The sequence below is a fragment of the Streptomyces sp. NBC_01351 genome (assembly GCF_036237315.1).
Taxonomy (GTDB): Bacteria; Actinomycetota; Actinomycetes; order Streptomycetales; family Streptomycetaceae; genus Streptomyces.
The window spans coordinates 4,352,234-4,366,047 of sequence record NZ_CP108356.1 but is presented as its reverse complement, the minus strand read 5'-3'; the positions used below and the strand labels follow the sequence as shown (position 1 = coordinate 4,366,047).

Sequence of the window (13,814 nt, the reverse complement as noted above, 5' to 3'; positions counted from 1 at the left end):
ACATCCTGGACGACTACCCTCGTTTTATGAACACGCCAGCCGACGCCTTCGCCGCCGAAAAAGACGCAGTCAAGGACGCAGACCGGAAGCACGTTTTCCACTCCTGGTCGGCGCAGGAACTCATCGACCCGCTCGCCGTGGCCGGGGCCGAGGGGTCGTACTTCTGGGACTACGACGGGAACCGCTACCTCGACTTCTCCAGCGCCCTCGTCTACACCAACATCGGCTACCAGCACCCCAAGGTCACCGCGGCCATCCAGGAGCAGGCGGCCAAGCTGTGCACCGTCGCGCCCGGCTTCGCCGTGGACGTGCGCTCCGAGGCCGCGCGGCTGATCGCCGAGCGCACCCCGGGCGACCTCGACAAGATCTTCTTCACGAACGGCGGGGCCGAGGCCGTCGAGAACGCCGTCCGCATGGCCCGCGTACACACCGGCCGGCCCAAGGTGATGTCCGCGTACCGCTCGTACCACGGGGCGACGTCCACCGCGATCAACCTGACCGGTGACGCCCGCCGCTTCGGCAACGACACCGCGACCGCCGGCGTCGTGCACTTCTGGGGGCCCTTCGCCTACCGCTCGCCCTTCTACGCGGCGACCGAGGCCGAGGAGTGCGAGCGCGCCCTGCGCCACCTGGAGGACACCATCGTCTTCGAGGGCCCGCAGTCCATCGCCGCGATCGTCCTGGAGACCGTCGGCGGCGCCCCCGGCGTGCTCGTCCACCCCGACGGCTACCTGACCGGCGTGCGCGCCCTCTGCGACCGCTACGGCATCCTGCTGGTCCTGGACGAGGTCATGGTCGGCTTCGGCCGCACCGGCGCCTGGTTCGCCGCCGACCACTGGGGCGTCGTCCCCGACCTGCTCTGCTTCGCCAAGGGCGTCAACAGCGGCTACGTGCCCCTCGGCGGCGTCGCCATCTCGCCCGCCGTCGCCGCCACGTTCGCCACCCGCCCCTACCCGGGCGGGCTCACGTACTCCGGGCACGTGCTGGCCTGCGCCGCGGCCGTCGCCACGATCAACGTCATGGCCGAGGAGGGCATCGTCGAGCAGTCCGCCCGCACCGGCACCGAGCTGCTGGGCCCGGGCCTGCGCGCGCTCGCCGAGCGGCACCCCTCGGTCGGCGAGGTCCGCGGCCTGGGCACCTTCTGGGCGCTGGAGCTCGTACGGGACAAGGAGACGCGCGAGCCACTCGTCCCGTACAACGCCGCCGGGGCGGACAACGCGCCGATGGCCGCCTTCGGGGCCGCCTGCAAGAAGGGCGGGCTCTGGCCGCTGATCGCGGGCAACCGCATCCACGTCGCGCCGCCCTGCAACATCACGGCCGACGACGTCGCCAAGGGGCTGGAGATCCTCGACGGCGCCCTCTCGGTCGCCGACGCGCACCTGGCCTGACCCGCCCGACCTGCACGAATGCACGGTCGCCCAATCCGTGGGTGCCTGTCTTGGACGTTCCGCGCCATTACGAACACCACGTGAACGTGCTGAAATCCGACAGAGCACCTACGGACCGGGATGCACGTCAGTCCCGGGGCGGTCCTCCGTGACCGAACGGCGGGGAGCGGGCCTTCCGCTGGACGCCGGGCGTACGGGATCCAGTCAGTCGGACTCCGTGTACCCGAAGGAAGACAGCCATGAGCAAGCACGTCCTGGCCCAGAACCAGTACGGCAAGGCCGAGAACCGCATCGTCAAGGTCACCCGCAAGGGCAGCGACGGTTCCTGGGCCGAGATCCGTGACCTCAACGTGTCGGTGGCGCTCCGCGGCGAGTTCCGCGACGTCCACCTGACCGGCGACAACGCCAACTGCCTGCCGACCGACACCACCAAGAACACGGTGTACGCCTTCGGCAAGGAGCACGGCATCGAGTCGCCCGAGGCCTTCGGCATCCTGCTCGCGAAGCACTTCGTCTCCTCCCAGTCCCCGATCCGCGAGGCGCAGATCCGCGTCGAGGAGTACGCCTGGGAGCGGATCCCGGTCCCGACCCGCAAGGAGCAGCACTCCTTCGTCCGCAAGGGCCAGGAAGTGCGCACCGCGCAGATCACCTACAGCGAGACCACCGGCCTGCAGGTCATCTCGGGGCTGAAGGACCTGACGGTGATGAACTCGACCAACTCCGAGTTCCACGGCTACATCAAGGACAAGTACACGACGCTGAAGGAAGCGTACGACCGCATCCTGGCGACCAAGGTCACCGCGCGCTGGGCGCACTCGGCGCTCGCCGCCGACGACTCCTCGTACGACTGGGACCAGTCGTACAAGAAGGTCCGCAAGAACATGCTGGAAGCCTTCGCGGAGACCTACTCCTACTCGCTGCAGCAGACCCTGAACCAGATGGCCGAGCGGGTGCTCGACAACTGCCCCAAGGTCAACGAGGTTCGCCTCAACCTCCCCAACAAGCACCACTTCCTCGTCGACCTGGAGCCCTTCGGCCTCAAGAACGACAACGAGGTCTACTTCGCGGCGGACCGCCCGTACGGCCTGATCGAGGGCACCATCCACCGCGACGGCGTGCAGCCGGTGATCGCCACGTCCGACTGGATCGTCGCGTAACACGGCTTGCTCCCCACGTCAGTTCGGCCCGGACCGCGTCGCGGGGTCCGGGCCGTTCTGCCGCCCGCCCTCCTGCCCGCCCTCCTGCCCGACCAGCAGGTTCCAGCGCCCCGCCCGGCCTGTGAGGGTGGTCACCGACTCCGGCCGTACGTCGAGCCGCCAGAAGGCCGCGGCCGGCAGGTCGAGCGCATGCACCACGGCCGCGCGGACGACGGCCTGTTCGACGACGAACCGGTGCGTGCCCGGCGCCAGGCCGGCCAGCTCCGCCCCGACGCGGGCGATCAGTCCGTCCACCGACTCGCCGCCCGGCGGCGCGTACCCGGGATCCGTCAGCCAGGCCCGCACGCCCGCCGGATCCGCGGCGGCCACCTCGTCCAGCGTCCGCCCCGCCCACTCCCCCGCGTCGAGGCCGCGCAGACCTTCGTGACCGGCGCGGACGGGCGCGTTTTCGGGGTTTCCGAAGCGTCCCTGGCGGGCAGCCGCGTCCAGCGGGGGTCTCACGAGATGAACTCGTACCAATGGGGGGTTCATAAGGGGAGCGTAAGCGCGGTACGGTCTCGGACGACATAACTACATGACGACGGTACGACGGAAGCATCGGTGAGAATCCGGCACGGTCGCGCCACTGTGAATCCTCCCGGAGGGGGAGGTAAGTCAGACCCGCCACCGTCGTCGCGAGCACCACTGACCGGGACGCGTGTTCCCTCTGGAGGTTTCAGCCATGGCCCACTCCGCCGTGCCCACGACGGCTCCCGCCGTCGCCCCGATCTCACTCTCCGCGCTCGCCCCCTGGGCCGCCTTCGTCGCCGTCCTCACGCTGGTCCTGCTGTACTTCGTCGGCATCGAGCAGGGCGCCACCGCCATCTTCGAGGGCGAGACCGTCCACGAGTGGCTGCACGACGGCCGCCACCTGCTCGGCTTCCCCTGCCACTGATTCCCCTGCCTGATCCCGCTCTCCGCAAGGGAACGCAAACACACATGAACACTGTCTCCCCCCGCATCCTGCTGGTCCGGGGCATGCTGGCCGGTGTCCTCGCCGGCGTGGCCGCCTTCCTCGTCGCGTACCTGCTCGGCGAGTCCAAGGTCGACGCGGCCATCGCCATCGAGGAGGCCGGCGCCGCCGTGGGCGGCCACGACCACGGCGAGGAGGCCCCGGTCAGCCGGGTCCTCCAGGCGACGGCCGGCCTCGGCACCGGCGTCCTGTTCTACGGGGTCGCGCTCGGCGGCATCGCCGCGCTCGTCTTCTGCTACGCCTTGGGCCGCATCGGCCGCTTCGGCCCGCGGGCCACGGCGGCGCTGGTCACCGCGGGTCTGTTCGTCACCGTCACCCTGGTGCCGTTCTTCAAGTACCCGGCCAACCCGCCGGCCGTCGGCGACCCCGACACGGCCGCCCGGCGGACCGCCCTCTACCTCCTGATGATCGCCCTGAGCGCGCTGCTCGCGGCGGGTGCGCTGATCCTCGGCCGGCGACTCGCGCCGAAGCTCGGCAACTGGAACGCCTCGGCCGTCGGCGGCCTGGGCTTCGTCCTGCTCGTCGGAATCTCGTACGCCGTCCTGCCCGGCATCAACGAGGTCCCGGCGGACTTCCCGGCCGCGCTCATCTGGGACTTCCGCCTCGCGTCGCTGGCCATCCAGACCGCACTGTGGACGACTTTCGGCCTCGCCTTCGGTTTTCTTGCCGAACGCGCCCTTGTGCCGCCGGTCGCACCCAAGGAGGCTTTGCAGCCCACGAGTTGACGATCTGACGACAACTCCACATCGAGGGGGCCGGTAGTACATGCCGACGGCGATCAGGGAATGGCGAGGATGGACGGGCGCCGCCCCGTTCTGGCTGAACTCGCTCCTGCTGCTCCTGGCCCCCTTCACCGCCGTCACGCTGTTCGGCCAGATCGGCGTCATCGCCTCCCTGGCCGCCCTCGGCGGCCTGGCCCGCCACCTCTGGTCGGGCGACTACGGCCACCCGGCCATCCACCTGGCCGCGGTGGCGATGGGCGCGGGGGCGGCGGCGCTGGTCCTGACCTGAGCCTGCGGGGCCGGCGGGATCCTGCGGCGTGATCCCGAACCCCTGGTAGGGGCTCTGGACGCGCTAGTGCTGATGTGAGCCGCCCGAGGCGGGCGGTTTGGGGGTGCCTGCGGTGGCGCCCGGGTCCACGACCACGAACTGGCCCATCATGCCCTGGTCCTCGTGGTACAGCAGGTGGCAGTGGTACATGTACGGGACGTCCGGGTCCGCGGGGCCGTCGAAGCGCATCGCGATGCGGACCGTCGAACCGGACGGGATGAACACGGTGTCCTTCGGGCCCCGCAGCGGCGGTGGCGGGGCCTTCCCGTCGATGTCGAGGATCCGGAACTGCACGTCGTGGACGTGGAAGTTGTGCGGCATCCCGTCCTGGTTGCGGAGCGTCCAGGTCTCGGCGGTGCCGCGGGTGACCGTCTCGTCCACCCGGGCCATGTCCATCTTCCGGCCGTTGATCCCGGACAGCTTGAGCTCGAAGAACCGGCTGCGGGCCGAGTCCTCCCCCGTGGGGAGCGCGAGGCGGGTCAGCGCCGACGGGACGTCCGGCGAGGGGCGCAGGGTGGGGGCCGCGCGGAGCTCCATCACGTCGAAGGAGTCGTCGCCGCCCCCGAACCGCTGGTTCCAGAAGTCCAGTCCGGCGTCCAGGGGGTGGGAGCGCAGGACGGTCCGCTCGCCCGGCTGCATCCGTACGACGACCTCCGCGCGCTCCCCCGGGGACAGCCGCAGCCGGTCGGTGGTGTGCGGGGCTTCGAGGAGGCCGCCGTCGGAGGCGATCTGCCGGAACTCGCGTCCGTCGTCGAAGCCGAAGGTGTACACGCGGGCGGTGGAGGCGTTCAGCAGCCGCAGCCGGACCAGCTCGTCGCCGACGGTGAAGTACGGGTCCAGGGTGCCGTTGACCATCGTCCGGTCGCCGAGGAAACCGACGTTGCGCATCAGCTTGTGGTCGTGGTCGAAGCGGGCATCGCCGTCGAACCGTACGTCCTGGACGATGACGGGCACGTCGTCGATCCCGTACCGGTCGGGCAGGTCGAGCGCCCGGCTCTCCGCGTCGTCGAGGAGGAACAGGCCCGCGAGGCCCCGCTGGACGTGCGTCTCGGTCGCGCCGTGCGGGTGCGGGTGGTACCAGAGGGTGGCGGCCGGCTGGTCGACGGTCCACTCCGGCGCCCAACTGCCGCCCGCCGGCACCATCTGGTGCGGCCCGCCGTCCATCGCGGCGGGCAGGTGCATGCCGTGCCAGTGGACCGTGGACTCCTCCGAGAGCCCGTTGGCTATCCTCACCCGCACCTTCTCGCCCTTCGCCGCGCGCAGGGTGGGTCCGAGGCAGCTGCCGTTGAACCCCCAGGTCGGGGTCGGGGCACCCGGTGTGAACTCCGTCTGCCCCGCCTGCATCCGCAGGTCGAAGACCCGTGTCCCGTCCGCCTCGACGGTGGACGGGGCGAGGGGCGGCACGCGGAGGGCGTTGGTGAAGTCCACGGCCCCGACGGTGGACAGCTTGGCTCCGGTGTAGAGCCAGGTGAACAGGGAGCCGATGGTGAGGACGAAGACCCCGGCGACCGCGCCGAGGATCAGCGACACCCGCTTCCACCGGGGCATCCGGCGCTTGTCGTTCCCCTGGTTCTTCCCGCTCTTCGACATGTCCACGACGCTACGGACGCGGACGGGCCCGGCCATCAGGGCCCGTCCCGGATCCGTCCCCGATCCGTCCCCGGTCCGTCCCTGAGGCGTCCCTGAGCCGTCCCCGGGGCTCGGAGCGGCTCAGAGGCGCTCCGCGAAGGCCCTCGCCATGGCCAGGGTCGGGACCGCCTCGCGGACGTGCCGGTACGGGGTGAGGTCGCGCAGCAGCCGCCCGAGGGCCTCCCTGGCCGCACGGGAGTGCACGGCGGGGAGCGCGGTGAGGAAGGCCTGCCAGTGCTCGCAGGCGCCGGTGAGGTGGCCGAGCCGCAGGACGGTCTCCGCGAGCAGCGCGTGTGTGAGCGCGGTGGGCCGGTGGTGGCCGGGCGGCCGGGCGCGCAGGGACTGTTCCAGGGCGTCGGCGGCGGCCGAGTACTCGCCGAGCGCGAGGTGGGTCCTGGCCCGGGCGAAGGCGAGGTCGGCCCTGCCGTACGAGTCGAAGGGGCCCGGGTCCTGCGGGGCCGGGGTCAGCAGTTCGTCGGCGGCCGCCAGATCGGCGAGTGCGGCTGCGCGTTCCCCGGCGTGGGCGCGGGCCGCCGCGCGCTGGGCGAGGAGGTAGGCCCGTACGGCCGGGTCCCCGTCGCCGGGGGCGGTGTCCACGGCGAGCAGGGCCAGCCGGACCGCGTGCGCGGGCTGCCCGAGCCGGCCCGCGTGCGCGCTCATGGCCCGCAGGGTGATCGCGTACATCCGCCGGTCCCCGGCCTGCCGGGCCAGCCCGAGGGATATGACGTGGTACTCCTGCGCGAGCCCGTGGTGGCCTGCGTCGGCCGTCATGTCGGCCAGCAGGTGCGCGAGTTGGGCGTAGCAGCACAGCACCTCCCGCGCATCGGACCACTGCGCGGCCGACCCGACGGCGCCCGCCAGGCCGCCGGGACCGGCTCCGTGACCGCCGCCGGCTCCGTGCGCGTCGGAACCCGTCGGCGGGACCGGGCCGGCAAGACCCCGCGCGGCGTCCCGAGCGGCCGTGGCCGCGGCCCCGCCCCGGGCCCCCGGGGCGACGGGCCCACCCGGGCGCACGGCGGAGCCCGCCGGCGGCACCGGGCCGCCCCGGCCCCGGACGGCGTCCGTCCCTGCCGCGGGCCCGCCCCGGGCGCCTGGGGCGACGGGCCCACCCGGGCCCGTGGCGGAACCCGCCGGCGGGACCGTGCCGCCGAGACCCCGGGCGGCGTCCCGAGCGGCCGCGGCCCCGCCCCGGGCGCCCGGGGCGACCGGCCCACCCGGGCCCGCGGCGGCATCCGCAGGGAGCACCGGGCCGCCCCGGCCCCGCGCGGCGGAACCCGCCGGGAAGGCCCCGCCGCCCCGCGGGGCGCGGTCCGCCGGGGCGAGTACGAAGCGTGCGGCGAAGGCGCCCGCGTCCTGGGCCAGCCAGGCGGCCAGGGCGGCGCGGGTGTGTACGCCGCCGTGCGTGAGGTAGAGCCCGGCGAAGCTGTGGACGAGGGCGCGCAGTTGCTCCGCGTGCCCCGCGAGTTGGCGGCGGGCCGCGAGCTGCGCGACCGAGGTGCCGGGCAGCGGGCCGGGGCCAGGGGGCGCCGGCGCGGGGCGCCAGGCCTCGACCGGTCCCGGCTGGTACGGGTTGCGCAGCAGCCCGGGACGGGTGCGCGGGTCGGTGTCCGCGAGGGTCTGGACGGCCAGCCGCCGCAACCCCTCGGAGTGGGAGTCGGAGTGGGCACCGGGGAAGGCGGCGACGGCCGGGGAACCGGGGGCGGCGCCGTCCGCCCGGCCGGCCGCGGAGCCGCCCGCCGGTACCGCCCCGGGCCCCGCCCCCCGGCCGCCTGCCGGCGCGGGCTCCGCGAGGCCCGCTTCCTCCAGGGTGACCAGCCGCCCGCACCGGTCGGTCAGCGCCGCCGCGATCAGCGTCGGAACGGGTGGCCGCGGCCGGGTCCCCGACAGCCAGTGCGCCACCGCGGTGCGGTCGTAGCGCAGGGCGAGCCCCTGGAGGGTCCCGAGGGCGTTGACGCTCCGGGCGAGTTCCGCGCCCGTGCACCCCGCCTCGGCCAGCAGCGCCGCCAGCCTGTCGTTCGGCGGCCGCCGCCGGCGCCCACCGGCCCCCGCACCTCCGCCGTTACCACCGCTACCGCTACCGCTACCGCCGCCGTCGCCGTCGCCACCGTTCAACGCTTTCACCATTCCGGTCACGCATTTCCTTCTTCCGGTCCGCGCCCTGGTGTTCCCTGAATCCGTCCCCATCGAAATCGACGGACCGGAGAAACATGACTTCCGCGACGACCCACGCGTACGACTTTCCGTACCGGATTTCCGGAATCGGAGCCCAGATCGGCGAGATCATCTCCGTGGACGACTGGGCCCGGCTCGCCCACATCCCGCACCGCCGCCGCCTCGGCGAGGAGCTCCGGGGCGAAGACGTCGAGCGGATACTCGGGGTCGTCTCCAAGAGCTGGGACCGGGAGCGGTTCGGGGCGCTCGACGCCGTCGTCACCGTGGCCCAACAGGCGCTGCGCTCCGCCCACGCCGAGCCCGACGACATCGACGCCGTCTTCGTCGCGACCTGCACGCCGTACGAGATCATGCTCGACCAGGACGCCTTCAACCTGCTGCGACGCCTCCGCATCCCCGACAGCGTGCCCCCGTTCCAGCTCGGCGCCGGCTGCGGCGGCCTGTCGCGGGTGGCCGCGCACCTGGCCCGGACGGACGCCAAGCGGGCCCTCGTCGTCACCTACAACGCGGCCAGCCCGATCGGCATCGACGACAACGGGATCATCGCCTCCTACGGCGGTGAGAACGGCGAGCACCCCTTCGCGCACACCCTGTGGTGCTCCGGGGCGCTGTTCTCCGACGCCGCCACCGCGCTCGTCCTGGAGCGGGACGAGGATTTCGACGGGGTCGGCTTCTATTCGCGCGATTCCCTCGAATTCGGCGGCGAGCCGGGATTCAGCGATCCGCTCATCCATTACCCGGGCGGCGGCGCCGCGCACCCGCCGGGCTTCCCCGGCTCCGCGGAACTCTCCGCGTTCGGCCTCAACGGCCCGGAATTGGCGCCCGCGCCCTGGCCGATGCCGGCGAGGAAGCGGACTGGTCGGGGCTGCGCCGCATCGGCTGGGTGCACGCGCGGCCCACCCCGACCGCGGTACTGGCCGAGGCGGTCGGCCCGGAGCTGGGTGCGCGGCTGCTGCGGCGGCTCTCGGCCCTCCAGCCGACGACGCCGACCACCGCGATCACCCTCCCGCCGGTCTCCGCCGGGTACCTCATCCGGGCCGCTGCTCCGGCTCTGCCGTCACTGCCTTCGGCGGTGCCTTCATCGCTGCCTGCCTCCGGCCCGAGTTGAGGCACGCCCATGGCAAGGGCATATGCAAAAGGATCATTCATGGCTCAAGGCAAAGGGGGTGGACGGAGCCCCGCAACTCACGTCAACAACGTTCCCCGTGACCTTGTTTGACAGGTTTTCGCATGTGGCAGAACGTGCCGCCGCCCCGACACGCCCGAAGGCCCCTGCCTGCATCTCACCCGTTCGGGCGTACGCCCCTCGCCGCCCGTCCCGACGGGCGGACCGGCCGCCATCTGCGAAGACGCCCGCGTTCCGGCGCCTCGCACCCGTGACGCGCCGTCACCATCCGGTGTTTCACAGGGTGCGGATGGGCAGAGGAGGTGTCCACTGCTCATATGACCCGGCCCCCGGGCCGGACAGGAGGGATCGCCATGCCCCGCGCCAAGTGGGTCGTCGCCGCGTTGACGGTGACTCTGCTGTCCACCGGCATCGGGGTGTTGCAGAACACCGAGGGCGCCCGTCCCACGGCGTCGACCCCGACCACCGACGACTCCCTGCCCTCGCGGGCCCTGGGCCTGTCCGGCCACCGCCGCCTCGTCCGCCAACTGGAACGCTCCGACGAACACCGCCCCGCGAAGGGGGCGGCGGCCCGGTCACCGAGGACCGCCCACGGTGCCCCCGGGCCGCTGCGGGCGGTCACCGGCCCGCTCCTGCCCGCCCGGCCCCTGCGGCTGCGCATCCCGAGCCTGCGCGTCGACCTGCCGCTGGCCCGCACTGCAGGAGCAGCGGCCTCCTGGGAGCTCGGCGGCCCGACGCCCGGCACGACCGGCACCGCCGTGGTCACTGCAGCGGGGCTCCGCCTCGGCGAACTGCGGCCGGGCTGGACCGTGGAGATCCCGCGCGCGGACGGCCGGACGGCCGTGTTCACCGTCGTACGCGTCTCCCCCGGCGAGGCCTCCGGGGACACACCCGAGGACACACCTGCGAACACCTCCGCGGACATCCCCGGAGGCGAGGACCCGGCCGGGCGGCCCCAACTGCTGCTGCTCGACGGCGAGACCGCCGCGCTGGCCCGGCTGACGGGGCAGCGCCGCACCCGCTAGGGGGGTCTTCGTCCCCCGGTCGGGGGCTTCTCGCGGCGCGGCCGGGAGCCGCCCCGGCTGCCGGGGCACACCCCTCGCATGAACGGGAGGCAGCTCGCGCGAACGGCATTGGCCCAGGTCCTGACCGTGGCCTGCGTCGTGCTGCTGTGCGTGTTCGGCGCCGGTCCGGCCGCCGCGATGGCCGCCGAGTCGCGGCCCGCCTCCACCGCCCCGACGGAGCCCACCGAGGGGCCGTCCGATCCGGCCGCCGATCCCGAGGCGCGGGCCGCCGTACGGCCGGCCACGCGCGGGATCTCGGGCGTACGGCTGAGGCCGGCTCCGGTGTTTCACGTGAAACATGCCGGGGCCCGCGGGTGCGGGGCGACCGGATCGGCGCCGTCCGCGGGGGCGGCGCGGAGCGTGGTCCTGCGCTGCTGACCGGGCCGAGCCCCGACGCAGCCCCCCACCCCGCACTCCCCCACACCGTGAGGTTCCGTCATGCCCATCGACCCGTACGCCGCGCTGAACGCCATGCTCCGTGCCGAGGCCGCCCGTTTCACCCCGCCGGTCCGACAGACCGAGCCAGTGCGCCCGGCCGAGCCCGTCGCGTCGGAGAGTGAACAGCCGCAGAAGGCCCCCGCGGACCCCGCCGCGTAGGCCCGCCGTCGAAAGCGCCGCACGCGAAGAAGCGCCGGTTCCCGTGCCTCGGCAACGGAGAGTGGTCACGTGAGGTTCGACCACGGCACGGGAACCGGCGCCACTGTCCAGTCTGGGCGGTGCGACCCCCCGGCCGCCTCGGGCGGAAGTACCGACCCGGCCCGGCCGAAAGTACCGCCGTCCACAAGGACGGTCTCAGTCCTCGCGGGTGTAGTAGCGGTAGAACGCGGCCGCGCCGACACCCACGGCGACGGCCAGGCCCACCACGACGGCCTTCAGGATCGACTGGTTGGTGAGGCTGTGCAGGTAGCCCACGGCGATGCCCGCGAAGGCCCCGTACGCCGCCGCGTGGACCTCGCGCTTGAGGCGCGGGCCGATCCGGGCGAGCGTGAACATGATCCCGGCGAAGAGCACGCCGCACAGGATCCCGTAGAAGACGTTGCCCGCGTCGACCGGGCCGGTCTGCCGCTGGATGAAGGCGGCCCAGACCCCGTAGACGAGTCCGAGGAGCAGCGGCCGGACATAGGCGCCACTGCTCAGGTGGGTCATGTCCGCCATCTGCCAGTGCTGCCGCCCGAGGGCGGTGGGTGCCGCATGTGCCATGACGGGCTCCTCTCTCCCATCATCCAGGGCACACCCGCCGCCCCCGACCGGCAAGTGGATCAACCGGGCGGGTCAGCCGCGCACGGCGACGGCGTCGATCTCGAAGAGCATGTCGGGCAGGGCGAGGGCGGCGACCCCGATCAGGGTCTGGGCGGGCAGCTCGATGCCCCAGGTGGCGTGCAGCTGCTTGAGGAGGACCTCCAGCCTGCCCTGGTCGTGCCCGACGACGTAGGTGCCGATGCGGACCACGTCGGCGGGGCCGAGGCCGACGGCCGCCAGTGCGGTGAGGAGGTTGGCGAAGGCCCGCTCGACCTGGTCGGCGAAGTCGTCGGAGACGACGTGGCCGTTCTCGTCGGAGCCGTACTGGCCGGCTATGAAGACCTGCTCGCCGGGTGCGGAGACGATGTGGCTGTAGCCGTAGTCGGTCGGGGTGTGGAGTCCTGCCGGGTTGATGATGCTGCGCGTCATGCCGATCTCCTGCTTCCGTATCCGTGCTGTCTGACCACGTGCTCTGAACTGCTGCTCGCTCGCTCTGACTACTGCTCGGCGAGCCAGGCGCGGAGCCGCTCGGCGGCCCGGGGGGCCTGCCGTTCGGCCTGCTGCCGGATCTCGTCGAGGTTCTGGGCGGCGAGGGCCCGGCGCCAGGCCAGTTCGGCCCGGGTCATGGCGTGCGCGATGGCACACTCCGCGCCCTGGCCGGCCTCTGCCGCCGCCCCCGGAGCCGGTTCCGCCCCGGGGCCCTGCTCCCGGATCTCCGCGCACCGGAAGGCCTCCTCGGGCCCCTCGACGGCGGCGACCACGTCCATGAGCGAGATGGCGGCGAGCGGGCGGGCCAGCCGGAAGCCGCCGCGGGGGCCGGGGCTGGAAGTGAGGATGCCCGCCCGGGCCAGCGCCTGGAGCTGCTTGTTCAGGTAGGCCGCGGGCAGTTCGTGCCAGGCGGCGAGCCGCGCCGCGGACACGGCCCGATCGGGGCCGATCCAGGCCAGGTTGACGCAGCTGTGCAGCGCCCACTCGACGCCCTCGCCCATCTTCATATTCTGGATATTAAATATCCAGGATTCTGAACGCAAGGGCGCCACGCCACCCGCCCGCAGCAACACCGCTCGCGCCCGGGCCCGCGCCCGCTTTCCCTGGTGACGTGCGCACCATCCTGTCGACGGTACTCATCGTGCTCGTGACCCTGCTCGTGCCCGCGAGCGCCGTCGCGTACTGGGCCGACCGCGAGTTGGCGGACGCCGACCGCTACACCGCCGCGATGTCCCCGCTCGCCGAGAACCCGGACGTCCGACACGTCGTCGTCACCCAGTCCACCCGCGCGCTCTCCGGACAGATCGACGCGGGCCCCTTCCAGAGCGGGGTGGACGCCCTGCTCGGTGAGGCCCTGCGCTCCTTCGCCGGCACCCCGGCCTACCGGACCGCCTGGGACGCCGCCAACCGCGCCGCGCACGCCGCCTTCCTCGACGCGCTCACCACCGGCCACGGGGACGCCGTCACCATCGACCTCGCCCCCGTCATCGCGCAGATCAAGGGGGAACTCGTCGAGGACGGCGTGCCCTTCGCCGACCGGATCCCGGTGACCCACGTCTCCGTGGAGGTCATGGAGTACGACAACCTCGGCGCCCTCCGGAAGGGGTTCCGCATGCTCCAGATCGCCGGCGTCTGGCTGCCCGTGCTGACGCTCGTCCTGGCCGTGGCCGCCATCGCGGTCGCCGTCCGGCGACGGCGCGCGGTGATCGCCACCGGGCTGGGGCTCGCGATCGGTGCGGGCCTGCTGTGGATCGCGGTGGACCTCTGCCGCGGGCTCACCCTCGACGATCTGCCCGCCGACGTCGACCGGGCGGCCGCCGGGGCCGTGTACGACGCCCTCACCGCGTTCCTGCGCACCACCGCCTGGGTGGTGCTGGCCGTCGGTCTCGCCGCCGCGCTGGTGGCCTGGCTGACGGGCCGACTGCGCCGCACCCCATAAGCTCGGAAGGTACCGACAAGAACCGATTCGCGAGCGGCGGCACGGAAACG

The 13,814-nt window shown here is 73.1% G+C and carries 17 protein-coding genes; 10 read left to right on the top strand and 7 right to left on the bottom strand.

Annotated elements, in window-relative coordinates; all coding sequences use genetic code 11:
* Nucleotides 1–26 precede the first annotated feature (26 nt).
* Both OG625_RS20035 and pucL read left to right on the top strand, forming a co-directional pair.
* Nucleotides 27–1,388 (top strand): aspartate aminotransferase family protein, encoded by a 1,362-nt coding sequence (locus tag OG625_RS20035; protein ID WP_329382755.1) that lies wholly within the window; start codon nucleotides 27–29, stop codon nucleotides 1,386–1,388.
* 239 nt (nucleotides 1,389–1,627) lie between these two features.
* Complete coding sequence (pucL, locus tag OG625_RS20030; protein WP_329382752.1) at nucleotides 1,628–2,545, top strand: factor-independent urate hydroxylase; 918 nt, start codon at nucleotides 1,628–1,630, stop codon at nucleotides 2,543–2,545.
* 18 nt (nucleotides 2,546–2,563) lie between these two features.
* Here the strand turns inward: pucL and OG625_RS20025 are convergent, their stop codons facing one another.
* Complete coding sequence (locus OG625_RS20025; RefSeq protein ID WP_443067740.1) at nucleotides 2,564–3,046, bottom strand: histidine phosphatase family protein; 483 nt, start codon at nucleotides 3,044–3,046, stop codon at nucleotides 2,564–2,566.
* 220 nt (nucleotides 3,047–3,266) lie between these two features.
* Between OG625_RS20025 and OG625_RS20020 the strand changes: the two genes are divergently transcribed.
* The 3 genes from OG625_RS20020 to OG625_RS20010 are packed head-to-tail and all read left to right on the top strand — an operon-like array spanning nucleotide 3,267 to nucleotide 4,568.
* The gene (locus OG625_RS20020; protein WP_329382746.1) at nucleotides 3,267–3,479 is read left to right on the top strand and encodes a CbtB domain-containing protein; all 213 of its coding nucleotides are present in this window, start codon (nucleotides 3,267–3,269) and stop codon (nucleotides 3,477–3,479) included.
* A gap of 44 nt (nucleotides 3,480–3,523) precedes the next feature.
* The gene (locus tag OG625_RS20015) at nucleotides 3,524–4,282 is read left to right on the top strand and encodes a CbtA family protein (RefSeq protein ID WP_329382743.1); all 759 of its coding nucleotides are present in this window, start codon (nucleotides 3,524–3,526) and stop codon (nucleotides 4,280–4,282) included.
* Nucleotides 4,283–4,322: 40 nt separating this feature from the next.
* The gene (locus tag OG625_RS20010) at nucleotides 4,323–4,568 is read left to right on the top strand and encodes a hypothetical protein (RefSeq protein WP_329382740.1); all 246 of its coding nucleotides are present in this window, start codon (nucleotides 4,323–4,325) and stop codon (nucleotides 4,566–4,568) included.
* Between the two features lie 63 nt (nucleotides 4,569–4,631).
* Here the strand turns inward: OG625_RS20010 and OG625_RS20005 are convergent, their stop codons facing one another.
* The 3 genes from OG625_RS20005 to OG625_RS19995 form a co-directional block, all read right to left on the bottom strand.
* Entirely contained in the window at nucleotides 4,632–6,197 is a 1,566-nt protein-coding gene (locus OG625_RS20005; protein WP_329382737.1) for a multicopper oxidase family protein, read from the bottom strand.
* Nucleotides 6,198–6,317: 120 nt separating this feature from the next.
* A complete protein-coding gene (locus OG625_RS20000; RefSeq protein ID WP_329382734.1) occupies nucleotides 6,318–8,369 on the bottom strand; it encodes a hypothetical protein in 2,052 nt (683 codons plus the stop codon).
* Entirely contained in the window at nucleotides 8,366–9,166 is an 801-nt protein-coding gene (locus tag OG625_RS19995; protein ID WP_329382731.1) for a hypothetical protein, read from the bottom strand. Before OG625_RS19995 ends, OG625_RS20000 begins: the two co-directional genes overlap by 4 nt.
* 125 nt (nucleotides 9,167–9,291) lie before the next feature.
* Between OG625_RS19995 and OG625_RS19990 the strand changes: the two genes are divergently transcribed.
* The 4 genes from OG625_RS19990 (at nucleotide 9,292) to OG625_RS19975 (ending at nucleotide 11,195) form a co-directional block, all read left to right on the top strand.
* A complete protein-coding gene (locus OG625_RS19990; protein WP_329382728.1) occupies nucleotides 9,292–9,516 on the top strand; it encodes a hypothetical protein in 225 nt (74 codons plus the stop codon).
* Between the two features lie 371 nt (nucleotides 9,517–9,887).
* Entirely contained in the window at nucleotides 9,888–10,559 is a 672-nt protein-coding gene (locus OG625_RS19985) for a hypothetical protein (RefSeq protein ID WP_329382725.1), read from the top strand.
* Between the two features lie 78 nt (nucleotides 10,560–10,637).
* A complete protein-coding gene (locus tag OG625_RS19980; protein ID WP_329382722.1) occupies nucleotides 10,638–10,976 on the top strand; it encodes a hypothetical protein in 339 nt (112 codons plus the stop codon).
* Between the two features lie 60 nt (nucleotides 10,977–11,036).
* Nucleotides 11,037–11,195: a hypothetical protein gene (locus OG625_RS19975; RefSeq protein ID WP_329382719.1), complete on the top strand. Its 159-nt coding sequence runs from the start codon at nucleotides 11,037–11,039 to the stop codon at nucleotides 11,193–11,195.
* Between the two features lie 195 nt (nucleotides 11,196–11,390).
* Here the strand turns inward: OG625_RS19975 and OG625_RS19970 are convergent, their stop codons facing one another.
* From OG625_RS19970 to OG625_RS19960, 3 genes are all read right to left on the bottom strand, one after another.
* Nucleotides 11,391–11,798: a hypothetical protein gene (locus tag OG625_RS19970; RefSeq protein ID WP_329382715.1), complete on the bottom strand. Its 408-nt coding sequence runs from the start codon at nucleotides 11,796–11,798 to the stop codon at nucleotides 11,391–11,393.
* Between the two features lie 72 nt (nucleotides 11,799–11,870).
* Entirely contained in the window at nucleotides 11,871–12,266 is a 396-nt protein-coding gene (locus OG625_RS19965; RefSeq protein ID WP_329382712.1) for a RidA family protein, read from the bottom strand.
* 68 nt (nucleotides 12,267–12,334) lie between these two features.
* Nucleotides 12,335–12,826: an RrF2 family transcriptional regulator gene (locus OG625_RS19960; RefSeq protein ID WP_329390800.1), complete on the bottom strand. Its 492-nt coding sequence runs from the start codon at nucleotides 12,824–12,826 to the stop codon at nucleotides 12,335–12,337.
* Nucleotides 12,827–12,936: 110 nt separating this feature from the next.
* Between OG625_RS19960 and OG625_RS19955 the strand changes: the two genes are divergently transcribed.
* Entirely contained in the window at nucleotides 12,937–13,764 is an 828-nt protein-coding gene (locus OG625_RS19955; RefSeq protein WP_329382709.1) for a hypothetical protein, read from the top strand.
* Nucleotides 13,765–13,814: the final 50 nt, after the last annotated feature.

Bases quoted from the DNA above. Each gene is read 5' to 3' on its own strand.
- OG625_RS20015 (WP_329382743.1), top strand. From the start codon at position 3,524: ATGAACACTGTCTCCCCCCGCATCCTGCTGGTCCGGGGCATGCTGGCC.
- OG625_RS20005 (WP_329382737.1), bottom strand. From the start codon at position 6,197: ATGTCGAAGAGCGGGAAGAACCAGGGGAACGACAAGCGCCGGATGCCC.
- OG625_RS20010 (WP_329382740.1), top strand. From the start codon at position 4,323: ATGCCGACGGCGATCAGGGAATGGCGAGGATGGACGGGCGCCGCCCCG.
- OG625_RS19970 (WP_329382715.1), bottom strand. From the start codon at position 11,798: ATGGCACATGCGGCACCCACCGCCCTCGGGCGGCAGCACTGGCAGATG.
- OG625_RS19980 (WP_329382722.1), top strand. From the start codon at position 10,638: ATGAACGGGAGGCAGCTCGCGCGAACGGCATTGGCCCAGGTCCTGACC.
- OG625_RS19965 (WP_329382712.1), bottom strand. From the start codon at position 12,266: ATGACGCGCAGCATCATCAACCCGGCAGGACTCCACACCCCGACCGAC.
- OG625_RS19960 (WP_329390800.1), bottom strand. From the start codon at position 12,826: ATGGGCGAGGGCGTCGAGTGGGCGCTGCACAGCTGCGTCAACCTGGCC.
- pucL (WP_329382752.1), top strand. From the start codon at position 1,628: ATGAGCAAGCACGTCCTGGCCCAGAACCAGTACGGCAAGGCCGAGAAC.
- OG625_RS20035 (WP_329382755.1), top strand. From the start codon at position 27: ATGAACACGCCAGCCGACGCCTTCGCCGCCGAAAAAGACGCAGTCAAG.
- OG625_RS19985 (WP_329382725.1), top strand. From the start codon at position 9,888: ATGCCCCGCGCCAAGTGGGTCGTCGCCGCGTTGACGGTGACTCTGCTG.
- OG625_RS20020 (WP_329382746.1), top strand. From the start codon at position 3,267: ATGGCCCACTCCGCCGTGCCCACGACGGCTCCCGCCGTCGCCCCGATC.
- OG625_RS19975 (WP_329382719.1), top strand. From the start codon at position 11,037: ATGCCCATCGACCCGTACGCCGCGCTGAACGCCATGCTCCGTGCCGAG.